General features: G+C 71.4%; 15 protein-coding genes. 5 read left to right on the top strand and 10 right to left on the bottom strand.

Annotated features, from left to right (window positions below):
* Positions 1–5: 5 nt before the first annotated feature.
* The gene (locus JDY09_RS09060; RefSeq protein ID WP_274716607.1) at positions 6–1,385 is read right to left on the bottom strand and encodes a sigma-70 family RNA polymerase sigma factor; all 1,380 of its coding nucleotides are present in this window, start codon (positions 1,383–1,385) and stop codon (positions 6–8) included.
* Between the two features lie 187 nt (positions 1,386–1,572).
* Positions 1,573–3,180: a glycosyltransferase family 39 protein gene (locus tag JDY09_RS09055; RefSeq protein ID WP_274716606.1), complete on the bottom strand. Its 1,608-nt coding sequence runs from the start codon at positions 3,178–3,180 to the stop codon at positions 1,573–1,575.
* Between the two features lie 73 nt (positions 3,181–3,253).
* On the opposite strand from JDY09_RS09055, the gene JDY09_RS09050 reads away from it, so the two are divergent.
* Positions 3,254–4,267, top strand: coding sequence for a GGDEF domain-containing protein (locus JDY09_RS09050; RefSeq protein WP_274716605.1), 1,014 nt, complete (start codon positions 3,254–3,256; stop codon positions 4,265–4,267).
* 216 nt (positions 4,268–4,483) lie between these two features.
* The gene (locus JDY09_RS09045; RefSeq protein ID WP_274716604.1) at positions 4,484–5,506 is read left to right on the top strand and encodes a GGDEF domain-containing protein; all 1,023 of its coding nucleotides are present in this window, start codon (positions 4,484–4,486) and stop codon (positions 5,504–5,506) included.
* A 13-nt stretch (positions 5,507–5,519) separates the two neighbouring features.
* Here JDY09_RS09045 and JDY09_RS09040 read toward each other — a convergent pair whose 3' ends face one another.
* Positions 5,520–6,788: a ribonucleotide-diphosphate reductase subunit beta gene (locus JDY09_RS09040; protein WP_274716603.1), complete on the bottom strand. Its 1,269-nt coding sequence runs from the start codon at positions 6,786–6,788 to the stop codon at positions 5,520–5,522.
* A gap of 250 nt (positions 6,789–7,038) precedes the next feature.
* On the opposite strand from JDY09_RS09040, the gene JDY09_RS09035 reads away from it, so the two are divergent.
* Entirely contained in the window at positions 7,039–8,607 is a 1,569-nt protein-coding gene (locus JDY09_RS09035) for a sugar transferase (RefSeq protein WP_274716602.1), read from the top strand.
* Between the two features lie 31 nt (positions 8,608–8,638).
* On the top strand, positions 8,639–9,253 hold the full coding sequence (locus tag JDY09_RS09030; protein ID WP_274716601.1) for a class I SAM-dependent methyltransferase: 615 nt from the start codon (positions 8,639–8,641) through the stop codon (positions 9,251–9,253).
* Between the two features lie 69 nt (positions 9,254–9,322).
* Here the strand turns inward: JDY09_RS09030 and JDY09_RS09025 are convergent, their stop codons facing one another.
* The 3 genes from JDY09_RS09025 to JDY09_RS09015 all read right to left on the bottom strand — a co-directional run bounded on the left by JDY09_RS09025 (position 9,323) and on the right by JDY09_RS09015 (position 13,474).
* Positions 9,323–10,438 carry a DUF3089 domain-containing protein gene (locus tag JDY09_RS09025; protein ID WP_274716600.1) on the bottom strand — a complete coding sequence of 372 codons (1,116 nt, stop codon included), beginning with the start codon at positions 10,436–10,438 and terminating at the stop codon, positions 9,323–9,325.
* 335 nt (positions 10,439–10,773) lie between these two features.
* Positions 10,774–12,900 carry an O-antigen ligase family protein gene (locus tag JDY09_RS09020; protein WP_274716599.1) on the bottom strand — a complete coding sequence of 709 codons (2,127 nt, stop codon included), beginning with the start codon at positions 12,898–12,900 and terminating at the stop codon, positions 10,774–10,776.
* Complete coding sequence (locus JDY09_RS09015; RefSeq protein ID WP_274716598.1) at positions 12,893–13,474, bottom strand: hypothetical protein; 582 nt, start codon at positions 13,472–13,474, stop codon at positions 12,893–12,895. Before JDY09_RS09015 ends, JDY09_RS09020 begins: the two co-directional genes overlap by 8 nt.
* A gap of 212 nt (positions 13,475–13,686) precedes the next feature.
* Between JDY09_RS09015 and JDY09_RS09010 the strand changes: the two genes are divergently transcribed.
* Positions 13,687–14,853, top strand: a complete 1,167-nt coding sequence (locus JDY09_RS09010) for a glycosyltransferase family 4 protein (protein ID WP_274716597.1) — start codon at positions 13,687–13,689, stop codon at positions 14,851–14,853.
* A 43-nt stretch (positions 14,854–14,896) separates the two neighbouring features.
* Here the strand turns inward: JDY09_RS09010 and JDY09_RS09005 are convergent, their stop codons facing one another.
* The 4 genes from JDY09_RS09005 to JDY09_RS08990 are packed head-to-tail and all read right to left on the bottom strand — an operon-like array spanning position 14,897 to position 19,175.
* Positions 14,897–16,045 (bottom strand): glycosyltransferase, encoded by a 1,149-nt coding sequence (locus tag JDY09_RS09005; protein ID WP_274716596.1) that lies wholly within the window; start codon positions 16,043–16,045, stop codon positions 14,897–14,899.
* A 6-nt stretch (positions 16,046–16,051) separates the two neighbouring features.
* Positions 16,052–17,380 carry a glycosyltransferase gene (locus JDY09_RS09000; protein WP_274716595.1) on the bottom strand — a complete coding sequence of 443 codons (1,329 nt, stop codon included), beginning with the start codon at positions 17,378–17,380 and terminating at the stop codon, positions 16,052–16,054.
* The gene (locus JDY09_RS08995; protein WP_274716594.1) at positions 17,377–18,321 is read right to left on the bottom strand and encodes a hypothetical protein; all 945 of its coding nucleotides are present in this window, start codon (positions 18,319–18,321) and stop codon (positions 17,377–17,379) included. The genes JDY09_RS09000 and JDY09_RS08995 overlap by 4 nt, the downstream gene beginning before the upstream one ends.
* Positions 18,318–19,175, bottom strand: coding sequence for a glycosyltransferase family 2 protein (locus tag JDY09_RS08990; protein ID WP_274716593.1), 858 nt, complete (start codon positions 19,173–19,175; stop codon positions 18,318–18,320). The genes JDY09_RS08995 and JDY09_RS08990 overlap by 4 nt, the downstream gene beginning before the upstream one ends.
* Between the last annotated feature and the right edge of the window lie 14 nt (positions 19,176–19,189).

Raw genomic sequence — 19,189 nt, 5'->3', positions numbered from 1 at the left:
AGGCTTCAGAACTCGCCGGCCCACGCCCCCGCGAGTTCTTCGTGGGGGTCGGGCGCGCCGGACACACCGGCGCTCGGCGGTGGTTGCGGAACGGCGGTCGCGGCGGTGCCGGGCGGAGCGTCGACAGGCGGTGACGGCTGCGAGGACGAGCTGCTCGAGCCCGCCTCTTCGCCGCTTCCGCCGTGGTCCACTCGGCCGGCACGGGCGCTGCCTGTCTGCGTCGTCTTGCGAACGGCATCGCTGGCGCTGGCCTCGATCCCGAACTCCGCCTGTGCCGAGCTGCCGCCGGCAGGATCGGGCGGCCGCACGCTCTCGGCGGCTCGGTCGTTGAGCGTTCGTGCGACGTGCGAGGGAGGTCGTGTGGCGGGCGGCTGTTCGCCGCGCGAGCGGTCTGCGTCTTGGTTCGCGGCGGTAGGACCGAGTGCGCGCGGGGGCGCTGCCGCTCGCTCGACGTGCGGCTGCGGCGGCGAAGCGATCTTTGCGAGTTCGCTGCCGCCCGACGCCACCGCGAGCGCCGACGCTGCGATCGCCGCTGCCTTTTTGGCGGTGGCGATCTCGCCCGCTGGCTGGAGGCGGACAGCGAGCGCCGAGATGCGCTCGCCGACCGTGGCGGCAAGCCAGTCGAGCCAAGATCCGCCGCCGCCGATCGGTGCGTCGGCAACCGCCGGTGGTACGAGCGCAGCGACCGTGCTCGCGGCCCGCCGGTACTCGCGGAGTGCGCGCCGACAGGCGAGGCAGCCCTGTAAATGAAGGCGCAGTGCACGCATTTCATTGGCCTCGAGCTCGCCATCGGCGCAACGCGACAGGGCTTCGCGGAGATCGGCGCACGCCTCGCCCGCGAGGATGTCGCGCACACGCTCAGCGAACGCTTGACGACCCTCGGTGAGACAGCGGTTGACCTTCGTGTAGGTCCAGCCCGTGATGCGGCAGATCTCTTTGTAGGAGTGGCCCTGGGCGCGCAAGAGCAACGCCCGCACTTCCTGCGGTTTCAAACGCCCGAGAGCCTCGGCGCCAAGTCGGAGCTGCTCGTAGCGTTCGGCTGCCTCCGCGACTGTGGCGGCCGGCCCGATCGAGCTGGCGGCGGTGTCGGGCGAGCCATCGTCGAGAGGTGCAACCCGTTCGCGCTGGCGGCGCAGTGCGAACGCCTCGTGTTTGATGACCGTTTTGAGCCACGGCACAAGCTCCTCGGGAGCGGTCGTAGGTGCCTTGGTGAGCAGGATCTCGAGTCCGCGCTGGTAGGCGTCCTCGGCGTCCTCGGGGGTTTGTGCATAGCGGCGCGCGCAGGCGAGAAGCTCGGCACCATGGCGTCTGACGAGCGCCAGGGCGACGTGGCGCAGGTCGCCGTCGCAGCGGGTACGCAAGGGCAACACGTTCGTCGGGGGCATGGGACGGGGGCCGCCTCCTTGTTCGCGGGGGCTAGAACCTGGGCCTAGTGGGCTGCGGTATGGGGGTCCGGGGATCGGGGAGCGTCACTCGGGTGAAGATAAGAATGCGGCGAGCTCGCCCCCGTTACCAGTTGCAATTTCCGCAAATTGCGTGAAAACGGCGTGATTTGGGCGAGGCCAGCGGCGATCAGCTGCCCGCACGACGCAGTAGGACGGCCGCAAACGTGTGCCGCTCGAAGGTCGCTGCCACCGTCCATCGAGCCGCGTACGGACGGGGTGCGGAGCTGCGAGTAGGGCGGCCTTCGTCAGGAATGTCGCCGGCAAGCGGCGTTCGCGCCGCGCCCAGAGCGGCAAGACACGGCAGCGAGAGCGGATCGGGCACCCGCGGCCGATCGCCGGGATCGTGCTTGCGCGCCGGTTCGGCGCACATCACGACAGCAACGCTTGCGTCGGCGTTTGTGCTCCCCGATCCGAGCGCTGTTACTCGCAAGCGGGGTGCGTAGAAGCGCACCGCAGCGACCCCGTCCGCGGCTACGTAAAGCAGCCCGTCCTGCGGTAGACGTGCGCGCGCCAGCTCGGCAACGCCACGCCAGTCCGGTCTCTGCGCGAGTGGGTCGAGGAGCGGCACGGCCACTCCGCTCGCGGAGCCCGCGAACAGCACGACAAAGAGCACGACGCCGATCCGACGTCCGAGGCGAGCCGCGCCGCATGCCGCCAAGGCCGCAAGCACGATCGCGACCCACGCCAGGTTGCGGGTGAGCAGGTAGTCGCTACCGACGAGGGCGAGCGCCACCGGCGCACACGCCGACAGTGCCGTGACGCACGCTACGGCCAGTGCTGGGCGGTGGCCGTCAGCGGCAACCGACGAGTGCGCGCTTGCTGGGACTGTGTGTGCGCGCAGCCGGCCGGTCGGCGCGAGGGCGGCTAGAACCAGAGCCGCGCAGCTAGAACCGGCAATGAGAGTCGTCGCCGGCTCGACCGGTGCGTCGAACCCCACCAGCACTTGCTTCGCGAGCTGGAGCAGGCGCTGGCCGAGCGCGGTGTCGGCGATGAAGCTCGTGTGTCCGTGGGCGCGCTGTTCGAAAAGCAGCGGCGCGAGCGCGACGGCGACCGCGAGCGGCAGGACGGGCACTATGCGCAGCAGGCGCCCGCCGCTCTGTGGCGGTGGGAGCGTCCGCACAGCTCTTGCATCGCGCGCCACGATCGCCACTGCGGCAAGCAGAACCGGGGCGAGCGCGAACCAGTGGGTGGCGATCGCCAGCGCGCCCGCTAGCGCGAACGACCAACGCGCCCCCGCCGCGCGCGCGGCCGGGGCGCGCATCACACGGGCGAAAGCCGCCAGGCAAACGGTCACGAAGAGTACGTAGAGGGCGTAGCTCCGTGCCTCGCGGCTGTACCAGACGAGCAGCGGTGACACGCAGACGAGGGCCGCGCACGCCGCCGCCGCGGTTCGCGAGCCGAGTTCTCGGGCGAGCGCGGCGCCGGCCGGGACGGTGAGCACCCCTGCCAAAGCCGACAGCGAGCGCAGCCCCGCCTCGCTGTCCCCGAACAAGCTCGTCCACGCCCGGGCGAGCACGTAATAGAGCGGAGGCGTCGACTCCTCGCGGCCGACGGCGGCGAGCATCTCGCCGAGCGGCATGCGCAGCAAGCGGACCGTCTGCGCCTCGTCGAACCAAAGGCTGTCGAGCGCGAGCGTCGAAAAGCGCACAAGGACGGCCGCTACCAGCGCCGCGATGACGCCGACCGACGCAGCGGTTGGCGCGCGTTTGTGCGCGCTGGGTGGCCAGGGCCTCAACGACTTACCGAACATTCGACCAGGGGGGTGGAGTTCACCTGCTTCCTGCCGATACGTTCTTCGGGCCCAGACCATGAACGAGCGCTCGCACCGCTCTTCGCGCGTCAACGCCGTCGGCGGCTTGCTGGTTTTGACCGCCGCCTTCGCCGTTGCCGGCGTCTACCACGCGGCGACCTGGGATCGTCCCCACCGCGAGGCGATGGTCGCGATGCTCGTCGCGGTCTATCTGCTGTCGCTCCTCATCGTCGCCTTGCCGCCGTCGCTGGTTTTCGCCACGCGCCGTCGCCGGGTCGGTATCGCGGCGTTCTGGAACCTAGTTTGCGTGGCGCTCGTGGCGGTGTCGGCTGCCTTGGACGGCGGCCTGCGTAGCCCGATCGCCGCGATGATGTTCGTGGCTGTCGTGTTCGCCAGCGTGTCGTACGCGAGCGTGGCGCTGGTGGCCGCAGTCGGCTTCGCAGGATTGGCGTCTACCGTCGCGGTCGGCGCGCTCGTGGGCGGAGCGAGCTGGCCGTACGTAACGATGTTCACCTCGGCCCTCGCGATCGTCGCGGGCACGTGCGTATGGCAAGCGCACATGGGGAGGCGCCGCCGCCGCCAGCTTGCCGAGGCATCGCGCACCGACCCTCTCACCGGGTGCCTCAACCGTCGCGGTTTCGTCGAGCAGTACGAGCGCGCTGTGAGCGAGGCGGAGCGCACCGGAACGCCCTTCGCGCTCGTCGAGTTCGACATCGACGGTTTCAAGGAAGTCAACGACGTCTACGGTCACGAGGCTGGCGACCGGTTGCTCGTACAGCTCGTGCGCCGCGTGCGCGGCGTTTTGCGCAGCGCCGACGAGATCGCGCGCCTAGGCGGCGACGAGTTCGTGGTCCTCGCAGCCGGTGCCGACCGCGAGGGCGCCCAAGCGCTCGTCGAGCGGATCGAACGGGCGCTCTCGCCGCAGACGGGAAGCATCGGCGTCGCCGTCTATCCCCACGATGGCCGTACGCTCGACGAGCTCTACCGGGCTGCCGACGCCGGCGTGTACAAGACCAAACGCAGCCGCCGCAGCGAGGGCAAGGGGACACGCACACCGGGCGAGGCGAACTAGCGAGGGCGACGAGCACCCTGCGGCGCCGGCCGGCAGCGGCAACGGCGAGCCCGCTCCTGGACACCTGTTCGATCCGGTCGGTTGCCGCTTAAGGCGTTTCGGTGGCTGCCGAATCGTTCGCCTAGACCCTCTAGCGCCGTTTGGCCCGCGGCGCGGTCAGCGGTCGTACACACCGAGCCTCACAGGGGTTCGGTCGGCGGCAAGGAGGACCGGAGCGTGCAGCAACAGCAGCGCGAGCGGGCGCGGGCGAATGCGTTGGGCGGACTCGCTTGTTCGCTGGTCGCCTACGCCTTGACAGTTCCCTACGTTGTTTCCACCTGGGATCGACCCAACCGCGCGGCGATGCTCGTCGCGCTGTGCGCCGTTCTCGCCGAGATCGTGGTGATTTCTTTGCTTCCTGTGCGCTTGGCTTTCAAAACGCCGCTGCGCGCCAACCTGGTGGCAGGGCTGTGGAGCGTCTCGTGTCTGGCACTCGTTGCCTTCAACGCCAGCCTCGACGGTGGGCTCGATAGCCCGCTCGCGCCACTTGCCTTCGTGCCCGTCGTCTTCGCGAGTCTCGTGTACGGGACCGTGCTCGTCACGGTGGTGGGTATCGCCGGCGTGGCCTGCGCGGCTGCGATCGGTGTGTTCGACGCCGATGCGCGCTGGACGGAAACGTTCGTTTTCGCGGGTTCGCTGGCGGTCATCGCTGCGACCTGTGTCTGGCAAACGACAGCAGCGCGGCGGCGGCGCGAAGAGCTGGCGCAAGCTTCGCGGACCGACCCGCTCACGGGTTGTCTCAACCGCCGCGGGTTCGCCGAACACTTCGAACGCGTCAGCGCGGCCGCCAAACGCAGCGGCAGTCGCTTCGCCCTGATCGAATTCGACGTCGACGACTTCAAACGCGTCAACGACGTCTACGGTCACGACACCGGTGACCGCTTGCTGGTGCAACTGGTTCGCCGGATGCGCACCGTCGTGCGCACGAGCGATCCGATCGGCCGTCTCGGCGGTGACGAGTTCATGGTTCTGGCGGAGGGCGCCGACCGCGAGGGGGCCGAGCGCCTCGCCCAGCGCATCCGCGACGTCATCGCCCCGCAGGTGATCAGCATCGGGATGGCCGTGTATCCCGACGACGGCGAAACGTTCGACGAGCTCTATCGCGCTGCCGATCGGGGCGTGTACCGCGAGAAGCAAGAGCACCACGGAGCCGCGCCGGGAGCGTCGCCGCGCGCTCGCGGACGGAGCAGCGGCGACTAGCGCAGCGGCGCGGTCAGCGGCCGAGGGTTCGCGCCACGCGCCAGAGCGAGCGCAGCTTGCCCCGCGGTCGCAGACGGCGGCGCACCAGCAGCTTGCGCGGATCCTCGCGCCCGGCGACCAGCGCCACCCAGTCGTCGTAGCTCATCGCGAGCGTTACGTCGGGGCTCTCGAGACGGCCCTGTTCGGCACGCACCTCGCCCCCTTGGACGCGGATGAACCACGGCTCGGCGTCGTCGAACTCCCACTGCACGGCGAGCCCGCCGTTGGCGGCCCGTGGATCGATCGTCCGCGCGACGAAATCGAACAGCAGCTCCATGGTTTCGCGATCGCGCCGAGGGCTCCCGTTCGGTGCGCCGAGCACGCCCGCTTCGATCAGCTTCACGGCCCGGCGCGCACGCTCCTCGGCGGTCAAACCGAGCGGCATGACGGGTGGACCGGGGAGCTCCTCGACCGGCATGCCGGCGGCGCGCAACTTCTGCTCGAGCGACGCCGCGCCGATCGCGAAGATCTCCTCGACGGTGCGTCCGAAAACCTCGGTGTAGCGGCGATCGAAGCGCGGGGGGATGAAGAGCGCGACGCTGTACGGCAAGACCTCGCGCAGCAGCTCGGCGACCGCGTGCCGGCAGTCGGGATCCTCGCGCTGGAGGTCGTACAGCATGCGCACACCGAACGCGATGTGCCGTTGCTCGTCGCGGGCGACGTTGTGCATCCCCTCGCGGAAGCCCGGCAAGAGGTCACGCTCCGTCAGATAGTCCTCGATGAAGTGCTGCCCCGTTTGCGCGAGTGTTCCCTCGATGACGAGGTGGTAGAGGCAGATCGCTGCCGCCAACTGCGGGCGCGAGCGGTCGCGACGGAGCCGGTCGGCGACCTCGTCGAGAAGCTCGAACGTTTTCCGGAAACCCCAGGTCAACTCCGGTCGTGTGCGTTCGAGCAACCCCGCGAAGTCGCCGCTGTAGTCGACGACCTCGCGCATGAAGCGTCCGAAGAAGACGGAGTGGCGCGCCTCGTCGACCTGCTGGGTCGCGAGGAAGTACTTCTGCTCCTCGCGCGGCGCTGCGTCTATGTAGGGCGAGAGGTTGTCGGCGACAGCATCCTCGCCGTGGAAGAAGAGCGCGTAGTTCCACAGCGCGGCTCTTCGCTCGAGGTCGGAGAACTCGTTATGCCAGTGCTGGCGGTCGACCGTGAAATCGAGCGCCGTCGCCTGCCAGTTCTGCTGCTCCCAGCGCGCGTACAGATCCTCGTAGGAGATCTGGTCGGCGACGATCGTTGCACTCTCGGCCATTTCCTAGCCCTCCTCGCGTTGGCCGTGCACTCGCCCTGGAATGCGGGCAACCCCAACCTCTTATAAAACCATAACACTGTTACAAAGCATGCTGCTCTGTAACGCGGCTGTCGTACGCTGCGCGTAGCGGCTGCGACAATCAGCCGGTGTCCGGACCGTCACCGGAACGCGAGCGAACGGTCGTGCGAAGCGCATCCGCGCGGCGCAACATTCGCCCTCGGGCGGCGTTCTTTGAAGGGGGAGCCGGTGCTTGGGTGATTTGAAGGTCACAGAGGCAGCAGCGTCTCGAACGGCTCGCCACCTCCCGGAGCGCGACATCCGTGCCCCGCGAAGGCCGCTGGCGGCGCTCGTTCTGCGCTTCGACACGCTGCGGGTCGCCGCTCGCGTTGGGACGCTGGCAGTACTCGACGCCTTCGGCATCAGTGCTGCGATCTACACCGCGCTGTGGATCAAGGCGGTGACGATCGCGCCCGGGGCCGAGCGCTACGTAGGGGCGCAGACCGCCGACTACGCACCGCTCGCCTGCCTGGTCGCGATGCTCCTGTTCGCTCGCTCCGGTCTCTACCGCGAACGCGCGCAGCGCCCGGGCCTCGCACGCGTCGGCTCGTCGCTGTTCCAAGCGACGGTCGTGATTCTCATCTACGCCCTGATCGAGGGCCACCGGTTCCGCAGCTACTACATCTTCTACGCGTCGCTGGCTTTCGCGCTGCTCTACGTCGGCGTGTTGAGGTGGGCTTTCGAGCGTGCCAGCGGCGCGATCCTGCGGGCGGCCGGCTTTCGCCGTCGCGCCCTGCTCGTCGGTCGGGCGGGGCATGTCGAGCGCGTCGCCGAGGCGCTGCGGGAAAGTTCCGAGATCGAGCCCTTCGGCTACGTCGTCAGCGGCTTCGACGGTCACGGCGACGAGCCGCGTGCCGGCGATGGCGCCGAGGCGTGCAGCGAAGAGCGAGCTTCGACGGGCAACGGCTTCCATCCGCGGCGTTTGCGCGACTTCGGATCGCTCGAGACGGTCGAACGCAACCTCGACTCGGTCGACGAGGTCCTGATCTGCGACCCCGAGTTCCCTGGCGATCGCGCCGTCGAGCTCGTCGAGCGCTGTCATCGCGCCGGCGTGCGCGTCCGTGTCGCGCCCTCGACGCTCGAGATTCTCATGGACCGCGTCGAGTTCGTGCCCGGTCAGGCGATACCGCTGTTCGAGCTGCGCCCACCGGTGTTCGAGGGTTTCGACTTCGTCGTGAAACGCACCTTCGACATCGTCGGCGCAGCGCTGCTCGTGGTCGCGCTGTCGCCACTGATGGCGCTGATCGCTCTGGCCATAAAGCTCACGTCACGTGGTCCGGTTCTGTACCGGTCGCTGCGGCCCGGTATCGGCGGCAAGCCCTTCTATTGCCTCAAGTTCCGCACGATGATCGACGGGGCCGAGGATCTGCAGGATGTCCTCGAGGACGCCAACGAGAAGGACGGGGCGATCTTCAAGATTCGCGACGATCCCCGCATCACCCCGGTCGGGCGCGTGCTCCGACGCTGGTCGCTCGACGAACTGCCGCAGCTCCTCAACGTGCTGCGCGGCGAGATGTCGCTGGTCGGGCCGCGGCCGCTACCGATGCGTGACTACTTGCGGCTCGAGGACTGGCACCGCAAGCGCTACCTCGTTCTCCCGGGAATCACCGGTCTGTGGCAGGTGTCCGGTCGCTCCGAGCTCGACTTCGACGAGCTCGTACGCCTCGACTTCCTGTACCTCGAGCGCTGGTCGGTGTGGCTCGACCTCGCGATCCTCATCCGCACGGTTCCGGCTGTGTTAAGAGCCCGCGGCGCTTGGTGAGGAGCTCGCGGGCGCTCGGCGGGACTCGCTCGTGACCCCCAGCCGCTACGACGACGAGATCTGGGAGCTCGTGCCCGATCGGGAGTTCCCGCCCGACCCGCGCGTGGTGCGCTTCCTGCGGTCGTTGGGTCGCTTCGACCGGGCGCTCGACCTCGGCTGCGGCGACGGCCGCCACAGCGGGCTGGTCGACTGCCGCGAGCTGGTGCTAGCCGACGTCTCGGCGCGCGCGCTCGAACGTGCCGTCCACCGCGGCCCGCGTCACGCCACCGCAGTCGAAATAGAGCCCGACAGTGCACTGCCGTTCGCCGATGCCAGCTTCGACCTAGTGGTAGCGGTCGACGTCATCGAGCACGTGCGCGACACCCAGCTATGGCTCTCGGAAGTGCGACGCGTCCTGCGCCCCGGCGGTTGCTTTGCGCTGACGACCCCCGCCCACTCGCGACTGGACGCGATCGTCTGGGCGGTTCGCGGCCTCGAACGCCACTTCGATCCCTTCTCGCCCCATCTGCGCATCTACACCGCTCGCAGCCTCACGCGGGCGCTTCGCGACCTGGGTTTCGACCCGGTTGCGGTGCGTCGTGAACGCGGCCTCTTGCTCGCACGCGCGACAGCGGCGCCGCTCGCGACGGTGCTCGCCCAGCGGTAGACCGCCAGCGCGAAGACGTTCGCGACGATCGGGGAGGACCGACGGTGGCGCCGGCCGGCGGCGCGCTGGCTAGCGCTGCTTCTGCGCTAGCCAGCGCGCGCCCTGCCGCTTGACGAGCTGGACAAGATCGCCGAGCGCGATGTTGACGTCGGCGAGGTGGAGACCCCAGCTCGGAGCTGGCATCGGCTTGAGGGCAGGGGCACCGCCGCGCGGTGTCGCGACCAGCACGTGGCGGCCGTTGGCGCGCACACAGCGCGCGCTGTAGGAGCCCGGGGCGGAAAGCCAGAAAGCACCCGGGTTGTCGACGCGCGGCGTGCCGAGCTGGTCGGTCAGCGCGCCGATCGTCGTACCGGGCGCGAAGCGTCGGGCGGGGTAGATCGGGTCGAGCGAGCCCGAACCGCCCGGCCGCAGGTTCGCCGGGTTGGTGCACGCCACCTCCACCGAGCCTTTCGGAACTGGCAGACCGAACGACACCCGGGGGTTGCCGAACACCGCGTCGCTGCCGGGTGTCTCGCCGTAGACCGAGTAGGCGACCACGCAACCCACCTGTCGCGCAGACGTACAAAGGCGCAGGTGACGGAAGTCGCCGCCGCGATCGCTGCCTGCACGCACGAGCACGTTGCCCCCGATCAAGAGCGCCGAGACGAGGATGCGGCGACGACTCGGTTTCGGGTCGACTTCCTCGCGCACCAACCGCCGCAGGGTGAACGCTCCCTGCGAGTGGCCGAGCAGAACGACGCCGCGACGGCCACGGTTGTAGCGACGGAGATATTCGCGGAAAGCCGCGCGCACGTCGGCGTACGCCTGCTCGCGCATCCTTTCGGTGACCTGGCCAGCGAGCGTCGTGATGCCGCGCAGCGTGATCTGCCGATAGACGGGAGCGAAAGCCCGGCAGGTGAGCGAGAAGCGCGCGGCGTGGTACTGGGCGATCGCGCGCTGCTCGGGGTAGATGCGCAGCGGTGCCTGCGGGCCGTCGAAGTCGGAGACCGTGGGGTAGACGTAGAAGCAATCGAAAGCCGGGCGCTGCGGGCGGCGCGGCGTCTCGACGCGCAGGCGCTCGCCGGACGGGCTCAAGACGAGCGTCTTCATCGACGGTCGACAGGGATCGCTCTTCAGTGTCACCGGGTTGCAGAGCCACAGCGTTTTCGCGCTCGCCCCTGTAGTGCCGGCCGCTGCCGATGCCACGGTCGCGAGAACGCCAAGTGCGAGCGCTGACAGGGCTCGTCGGCCTGCCGCCTGCGCTAGCGCGGCGGCCGGCGATCGGCGCACGCCGCGTGCCGGTCGAGCAGGATGCAGGCGGGTACGGTGGTAGCGCATCGCGTCGAGACCTCCCTCGTCGCGGTTGACGCAGTCACCATACAGCGCCCGAGACAGTTTGAACAAGTGTAAGAGGCGGATCGCAGCGTGCGTTCGTGACCGCGTGGGACCGCTCCGGCACGCCTCGGGCGGACACGAGCGGCGGGCGCTGCTCCTCGCACACGACGCCAGGCGAAGTAGGGAGCGCGGAACAAGGAGGATGGTCAATCACGGGCTGCCTTCGCTGCTCCGTGAGCGCACGCCCACCTCGCCCAACGCAGGTTCGCCGACGCACCGGCGCGGCCCGCGGGTCGCCGCGCACCGTTTTCGCTTGTATCCGACCCGCCCGCCAGTGCGCATGCGATCCGCAGGCGGGCGCGGGCAGCGAGGTAGAGATCCTTCGCCTCGCGCCCCTCGGGGTCGAGCCACAGCGCCGCACGCACCGCTGCGAGCGCGCGGTCGGGACGCAGACCCGGCCCGGCCTCGAAACGCGCCAACGCGATCCAAGCGCGTGGATCCTGCGGATGGCGTTCCACCGCCGCGACGAGCGTGCGGCGCGCCGCTGTCGTAGCGCCGAGCGCCGTCTGCGCCCGCGCAGCGACGAGCAGCGGATCGAGTGCCAACGGATCGTGGTCGGCGGCGCGCCGCGCGAGGCGCAGGGCAGTCTGCGGCTGGGCATCGGCGAGCGCTGCTCGCGCCCGCTCGCTCGTGTGCAGAGCGTACGCCGGTTCGAGCAGCGTCCAGACGGAAAACAGCGTGGCGAGGGTTGCGCAAGCGGCGGCGAGAAGAGGTGCGCGACCGCCGGCCACACGGTAGTGTCGGCGCGGCTCGCGTGCGCCGGCCAAAAAGCCTGCGGCGAACAGTGCGGGCAGGGCAAGCGCCGGCACGTACCAAGTCCAGTCGAGCAGCGACTGCACGCCGAACGCCACCACGACGAGCGCGAGTGCGGCGCGCGCAGCGATCGCGTCCTCGCTCGCCAGCCGGTCGCGGAGCCCGGTGACGGCGGAGGCGCGCACCGCGCGTCGGCGCAGCGGAGCGACCAGCGCGGGCAGCGAAGCGGCGAACGCAGCGAGCGCGACGAGCACGCCGGCCAGCCCGAGATCGGCCAGCTGTTGCGCGAAAAAGCCGTGTGCGTGGCGGGCGCCGAGCGGACCGTGGCGGTGACGCAGGCGAACGATTTCGAAGCTGTCGGCGCCCCAGCCGAGGAGCGGCCGCTCGCGGAACAGTTCGACCGCCTCGCGCCAGTATGCGGAGCGCGTGGAGGACGTCGCGACAAGCCGGCTCGCGCCCTCGGCCGGTTGCGGCGCTCGCTCGCTGACGAGCTCGTCGACCCGCTGCTCGATCACGCCCGTCACAGCACCGGCCTTGACCGCGAGCGCCAGTCCCAAGCCGGCGCATAGCGCCACCGTGGCTATCGCCGCCGAGCGTTCGAGCTTGCGCGTCAGCGCGATCGTCGGGAGTCGTCCCGACGCGCGACGAGCAAACAGCGCCCCGGCGATCGCGAGGAGAAAGACGGTGGCGAGGGTCGCCCAACCGAACTCCGCGGCCACAGCCTCGCGCTGGGCGAGCGTCGCCGCCCGTTCCGTGAAAGCCGGCTTCGATAGCGCCCAGGTCGCGACCGGTGCCACAGCGAGTGCGGCGACAGCGAGCGCGGCGAGGGTCGCGAGCCGGCGGGGTATGGCCCACCACCAAACAGCCAGCGCGAAGGCGAGAGCAAGCACGGCCCCACGCGATTGCGTGAGAAGCCCCGCCAAAAGCGCTATCCCGGTACCGACGAATCCGATCGCCCCCGCGCGGGCCGACAGTGTCGGCCGCGTCGTCCACCAGATGCCGGCCACGGCCGTCATCGCGGCCGCACCGCCGAGAGCGTTCCAGTAACCGAACGGTTGTCCGAGGCGGTTGGCGATCGCGCCGAGCTCGTCTGCCCCGAGCGAAGCTGGCCAGACCCGCGCGGCCAAGCCGTAGGCGCAGACGACGACACCCCCGAGGAACACAGCACTCGCGAGCGCGTCGGCACGGTTCGGTGCGCTCCGGGCAACGCAGACGCCTGCCGCGGCCACGGCGATGTAGGCGAGCGAGCGTCCGGCCGCTTGCAGCGAGCCGTCCGGGTTTGCCGACCAAACGAGCGACACCGCTACGAGCGACGCCCACACGCCGAGCGCCGCGAGCAGCGCGCGCCCCCCGGCCAGCGACCCCCCGCGGGCGAAGTGCCAGGCACACACCCCACCGGAGACAGCGGTGGCGACCGCGAGCACGAGTGCGGTAGCCACCTGGTCGGTTCCGCTGCGGGCGGCGAACGCGCTGGCCACGAATGCTGCCGCCAGCGCCGCCGCAAGCGCGCGGCTACCCACGACGGCGTATCAGGGCCGCTAGTCGCAGCGCCGGCGCACCGAGTCGGCCATGGGACGCGAGCGCCGCTGCGCCGGCGAGAGCCGTGAGGGCGAGCGCCACAAGCGCCGCCACAAGCGGGAACGGCAGCGGACCGACGAAACCGGCCGCTCGCAAGGCGCCGCCACCCTCGGGGCGCAGTTTGCGCCCGTCGAGCGCTACAGCGGGCGCCTCGCCACTCTCGCGCGCTCGCGTGAGCGCGGCGAGCTCGCCCGCCAGCGCCGCCCGGTCCTCGGCAGTGGAGCGGTCAGCACCGACCGCGGACAGCAACCGCGCGAGCCTGTCGCTCGCCTTCTTGCCCTTGCCGCCCACAGCCTGGTCGAACGCCGCCTCGATCACGCCGCGACAGTCGGAGTACTCGTCGAGGTCGGCGGGCAGCGACCCGAGCGCCCCCGCCAAGTCGCGCGCCGAATAGTTGCGGCTGAGTGCCCCGTCGTCGGCGCAATCGGCGATCACCTGGTCGGGCGACGCCAGTGCGACCGGAGCCATGAGGGCGAACGCCGCGCAGGCGGCGAGCAAGGCGCCGGTCAGTGCCACGATCGCAATTACGCTGTTGGCAGACCTCCTAGCTGTTGCAGCGATCGTGATCATCGTCCTCTTCCAGCGATCGCAGGAACACCCCGAAAGTTGCGCTTCGCACCGCCCCCGATCGGGCCCGAAGCGGACCCGACCTAGCTGCGATCGACAGCCGCGACCCCCTGCACCCTAGCCAGTCCCACCGTCGGAGCGCCGTACAATCGCCGCTTCCTGTGGCGCTCCGGCTCGCGCTTCTGCTCCCGGTTCCCGTCCCGTACCGCGAACCACTGCTCGCGCTGCTCGCCGAGCGCGGACGCGTCGACCCGCACGTGCTCTATGCGCGCTCCCACCAGCACAGCTGGCAACAGCCGCGGGCGTGGTTTCCGAGCGACCACCCCTATCCCGCCGTGACCCTGCGCTCGTTCGAAATCACCTGGCGGCGCCGGCCGACGCCGCTGCTCGTGCCGCACGGCGTCGGCAAAGCGCTCGACGCGGTCGAGCCCGACTGCGTGCTCGCGTCGGAGTTCGGCCCGCTGACCTGGGCGGCGATCGCGTGGGCGCGGCGCCGCGGCCGGCCCTGGATGGTGTTGACCGAAGTCACCCGGGCGAGCGAGCGCGTGCTTCCTTCCTGGCAGCGGCGGCTGCAGCGGCTGATCGCCCGTCGCGCCGACGGCGTGGTTGCGGTAAGCGGACAGGCGCGGGCGCGCCTCCTCGCGGCGGGAGTGGCGAGCGAACGCGTGGCGGTGGTGCTGCAGCCCGCCGATCTCGCGAGCTGCGCCCGCCACGCGCGGGTGCGCGCGCGCGGCGAGGGTCCGCTGCGTGTCGTCAGTGTCGGGCGGCTCGTGCCCGAGAAGCGGCCCGACCTCCTGCTCGCTGCGGCGGCGCGGCTTGGTGGGACGGTCGCCGTGACGCTGGTTGGGGAGGGGCCGCTGCGCGGAGAGCTCGAGGCACGGGCACGGGCGCAGCGCGTCGGCAACATCACCTTCGCCGGTTTCGTCGCGCCGCACGAGCTGCCGCGCTTTTTCGCCGATCACGACGTGTTCGCGCTACCGAGCTCGTTCGAGCCGTTTGGTGCTGTCGTGCGGGAGGCGGCCGCATGCGGGATGCCACTGGTGGTGAGCGACGCGGTCGGTGCGGTCGGCGACGTCGCGGTGCCCGGTCGCAACGCGATCGTCTTCCCCGCCGGCGATGCCGAGGCGCTGGCAAGCGCGCTCTGCGAGCTGGCTGGCGACCCGGCGCGCCTCGAAGCGCTCTCCCGCGAATCGCTCGCCGTTACGGCCGAACGGTCGCTCGAGCGCGACGCCGAGGAGCTCGAGGCGGCCGTCGCCCGCGCCGTCTACGGCCACCGCCAGCGACGCGCCCACCGGCATCGCGCCGTCGCCGCGCGGTCCTCCGGGTAGGCGCACGGCGAGCAAGCTCGCGTCGGTCTTCGGGCTCCCGTTGTCACGCGAAAAGCTCCGGGACGACGCGGTCGCGAACGATCGCGACGAAACGTGGCCACGAGAACTCTTCGAGGTGGGGCCGTGCAGCTTCGGCCAACCCGGTGCGGTCTGCGTGCGAATAAGCGACGGCACGCTCGATCGCGGCCGCTAGCGCCGGTGGGTCGACCGCCGCAGCGAGAAGGTCCGGAGCGACCGCGGCGACGATGTCGCGCGCCGGGTAGGGGCCGCCGGCCGGCGTGGTAGCGAGCGGCACGCCGAACGCGAGCGCTTCGAGCGGCGCGCGCCCGAAGTCTTCCCAGCGGGCGGCGTGGACGAACACGTCGGCCGTGGCCAGACGTTCGCGAAAGACGGGTTCCGACACCGCTCCCCGCACCCACACCGTCGCGGGGAGCTGCAGACGGCGCCGCTCGAGCCAGCGCGCAGCGCGGTCGCGTGTGACGCCGAAAATCTCAAGCAGCGGAGCGGGCCGCGAGCGGCGCGCAGCGGCGAACAAGGTCCAGGCGCGCACGAGCACATCGAGCCCCTTGGCGCGCGGGTCGGGAACGTAGGCGACGGCGCGCACCCGTCGGCGCGCGCCCTCGCGGGGCTCCGGCGGTGGAGCGGCAGGCAGTTCGAGCGGTAGCGGCAGAAGCTCGGCCGGTGCGGGCGCGTCGGCGACCGCAGCGAGCGCGGCCCGCGAGGCCGGCAGCAAGAGCCGCGCGGCGGTGAAGCGGCGCCGCTCGAGCGCGTGCTGGAGTGCGTTGCGCCGTCCCGGCCGGTTGAGACGGGCGGGCGAGTCGAACCAGATCGCGTAGGGACAGCCAAGAGGGGGCGCGCACAGCGCCGCGGTGGTGGTCGAGAAGACGACCGCGTGCGGCCGCCACTGCCGGAGCGCGGCGAGCAGCGCGCGGCGCGCGGCAACCGCCTCGATCAGGTCGGTGGCGGGGTAGAAGCGACGCAACGCGGCGAGCGCACCCACCCGCACCCGCACTGTGGCGACCGTCCGCCCGCTCTCGGCCATGGCGCGCACCAGACGGCGATCGGACGCGCGCAATCCCGGCGTCGTGCCGAGCGAGACGACGAGTAGATCGACGCTCGCGCGGTCGTGTCGGGCGCCGAGCGCCCTCGACTGCGCCGCTGCCAGAGAGTCGCGCGCTCGCGAGCTCCGCATCGCCGTCTATCTCCTCTCGCTTGCCGTGGGATTGCTCTGCCGCTGCTCGAGGGGCGCGCGGGGGGCGTACCTCGGGCCCGGCCGCCGTGACCGCGCTGCGACGAGAGCGCGGTAGGCGTCCGCCGTCGCCCGGCCGCACCGCTGCCAGGTGAAGTGGCGCTCGACGGTGGTGCGCGCCGCGCGCCCGAGCTCAGCTCGCTCAGGGCCGAGCACGCGCACTATCGCCTCCGCCAGCGCCCGCACGTTGTCACGCTCGACGAGCACCATCCCGCCGCCCGCGCGGGCGATGTCCTCGGGCCCGCCCTCGCCGCGTGTCGCGATCGTTGGCAGCCCGCCCGCCATCGCTTCGATGTAGGCGACGCCGAATGGCTCCTCGACGCTTGGCATGACAAAGGCGTGGCAGCGCCACGCCTCGCGCCAGGCCGCTTGGTGCGGCAGCTGGCCGAGGAAACGCACGCGCTCGGCAAGGCCGAGCTCGCGCGCAAGCCGCTCGAGGTGCGCCCGCTCCTCGCCGTCGCCGATCACCAAGTAGTCGGGTTCCAAGCGGCCAGCGAGCAGGCGGAGGGCGCGCAAAACAAGCGCGTGCCGCTTGCGCCCCTGCAGGTGGGCGACGGTGACGAGCGTCGGCCGCGCGCACTTGGGCGGCAGGTCGGCGAGCGGCGGCACGTCGGCGCCTAGGTGGATGACGCGGGTCCGCGGCGGTGTCGACGCCAGCTCGTGGCAGCGGCGCTCCGCCCAGGTGCTGTTGGCGAGCACGAGATCGGCGCGCGCGAGCGCCCGGGCGAGCGCCCTGCGCGCGAACGCGCTGCGCTCGGGGACCTTGATGATGTCGGGCCCGTGCGTCGAGGCGACGAGCGGCACACCGGTGCGCCAACACGCTGTGCGCGCCACCGCGTCGCCCGTGGGGACGATGTTGTGAGCGTGCACGAGGTCGAACGGCCAGCGCGCACGCAGCCGGGCGAGGGCGCGCGCGAGCGTCGTTGCCGCCCAGAGCCCCCAGCTTCCGTAGCTCCACGGTCGCGGCGGGGCGAGCAGCGGCACCGGCTCGACGGTCAGCCCGTCGAGCTCGAACGGTCGAAAGGTCGCCGCTGCCGAGCCGAGCCAGCGCACCAGCGGGCGCGGATCGGGCGGGCGCGCCCCGAGCGCCGCGAGGGTCGCGAGCGGGGGAAACGGTCGGCGCAGCGCGAGCACCCGCACCTCGACGCCGCAGCTGCGGGTGGCGAGCGCCTGGCGGTGCGCCCAGACGCCGTGCACGGGATCGCCCGGCGACGGGTACCACTCGGCGACGACCACCGCTCGCAGCGGGCGCGCGCCCTGCTCGTGACGCTCGCTCATCGCAGCGCTGCAGCTCGCTTCGAAACTTCCCGGCGTGGCAGGCGGAAGTGGCGCGCCAGTGTCACCGCGGCACGGCGTGAAGGCACGAAAGGGCGCTCGGCCAGGAAATCGAGCGCTTCGGCTATCGCCCGCTCGGCCGGGTAGCTGCTCGCTACCGGCGCCAGCTCGTGGCGTACGGGCAGCGCGTCGACGACCCCGAGCCGCAACTTGTGGCGGGCGGCGAGCGCCGACCAGTGCAGCTCGAGCCCCCAGCCGTAGCGGAGCGCGGGGAACGGCATCAGCGCTCCCGCTGCCCGCCGCGAAAACACCGTGACCGGGCCGATCTCGACGAAACGCGTCGTGCGCGCGAGCGGCAACCGCCGGTGCGTCACCGGCCAGGCGCCGTGGCTCGAGCGCGACAGCGCGGGCTGGGCGAGATCGAAGCGCAGGCCGGCGCAGGCGGCGACGAGACGGTCAAGGAAGCGTGGCGGCAGCGCAACGTCGTCGTCGAGAACGACGATCCAGTCGAACTCTCCCCACGAGGGGCTCTCCTCGAGCAGGCGGTTCAGGTTCTCGAACTTGCCGCCGCGCGCTCCGCGGACAACCGTGAGCCGAGCCAACGCTGGCGACCCCGCGCCGGTCGCGGCGAGTCGCACGGTCAGGGAGTGGCGCGTGGCGGCAAGCTCGCTGAGTGCCTGCTCGAGGACCGCGGCGCGCTCGTCGCTGTAGATCGCCAGCGCCAAGACCCGCTGGCGGGGGAGCAGCGCCGCGAGACGGTCGAGCTGGCGCCGCTGGCCGAGCAGCCCGCTCGCCAGATCGAGACCGCGGTCAACCAGGCGCAAAAGCGGCCGGCGTCGGCCGACGTAGCCGGCACGTCCCGACAGCACGTCCTCGCGACGCGGGCGTGTGCCGCTCTCGCTTGCCGGCTCGCTGGCGGTAGCAGGCGTCCGCGGTGTGGTCATCGCGTTCCCGCGTGTCGGGACGCCTCGACGAGACGTCCGAACGAGTGCGCGGCGAGGAACACGCCCTGCGGGCAGCGGCGGCGCAAGACGTGCCACAGGCAGCCGGCGAGCGTCCGCAGCTCGCTGCGCAGCGGCGGCTCGCTGCCGCGTCGGCGGTCGCTGCGCCGCGCGCCACGGCCGCGGCGGTAGCTCGACCGTGCGAGCGCGACGAAGCGCGCCGACGGACCGCAGCGCACGTGCTCGAGACGCCACCCGCCGAGGTAGACGACGCGCCCTCCGGCAGCGCGCAGACGCTCGAACCACTCGCTCTCGTCGCCGTCGTCGCTCGGTATCGCCGGGTCGAAGAGACCCGCGCGCTCGAGCGCGCGCCGGCGGAGAGCCATGCACGCGCCCCAGGCGCACTCGATCTCGCGGTCGGACTCTCCCAGGTCGAGCTCGGTTATCGGTGCGCCGTGGCGCCCGCAGCCACGCCCCGCGAGCCCAGCGATGCGCGCCACGATGCGGCCGGCGAAGGCGTCGGCGTCGGGGTAGCGGGCGGCGCCGCCCACCAGTTCGCGCAACCAGTCGGGCGGCACGATCACGTCGTCGTCGACGAAGGCCACGAGGTCGGCGCGCGCTTCCTCGAGCGCACGGTTGCGCGCTGCGTTGAGTGTCGTCGCTGGCTCGTGGCGCACATAGCGCACCCCGTAGGCGTGCGCCAAATCGGCGACAGCCTTGCTCCTCGAACCGTCGTCGACGACGATCAGCTCGGCGGACTCGTGCGCGGCGGCTGCGGCGAGCGATGCGAGCGCACGCTCGAGCTCCGCCGGCCGGTCGCGGGTCGGGATCGCAACGGACACCGCGGGCGTCGGCATGGGCGTGCGTAGGG

Source organism: Thermoleophilum album (genome assembly GCF_028867705.1).
In the GTDB taxonomy this organism is placed as follows: Bacteria; Actinomycetota; Thermoleophilia; order Solirubrobacterales; family Thermoleophilaceae; genus Thermoleophilum.
This window is presented reverse-complemented; position numbering and strand designations above follow the sequence as displayed.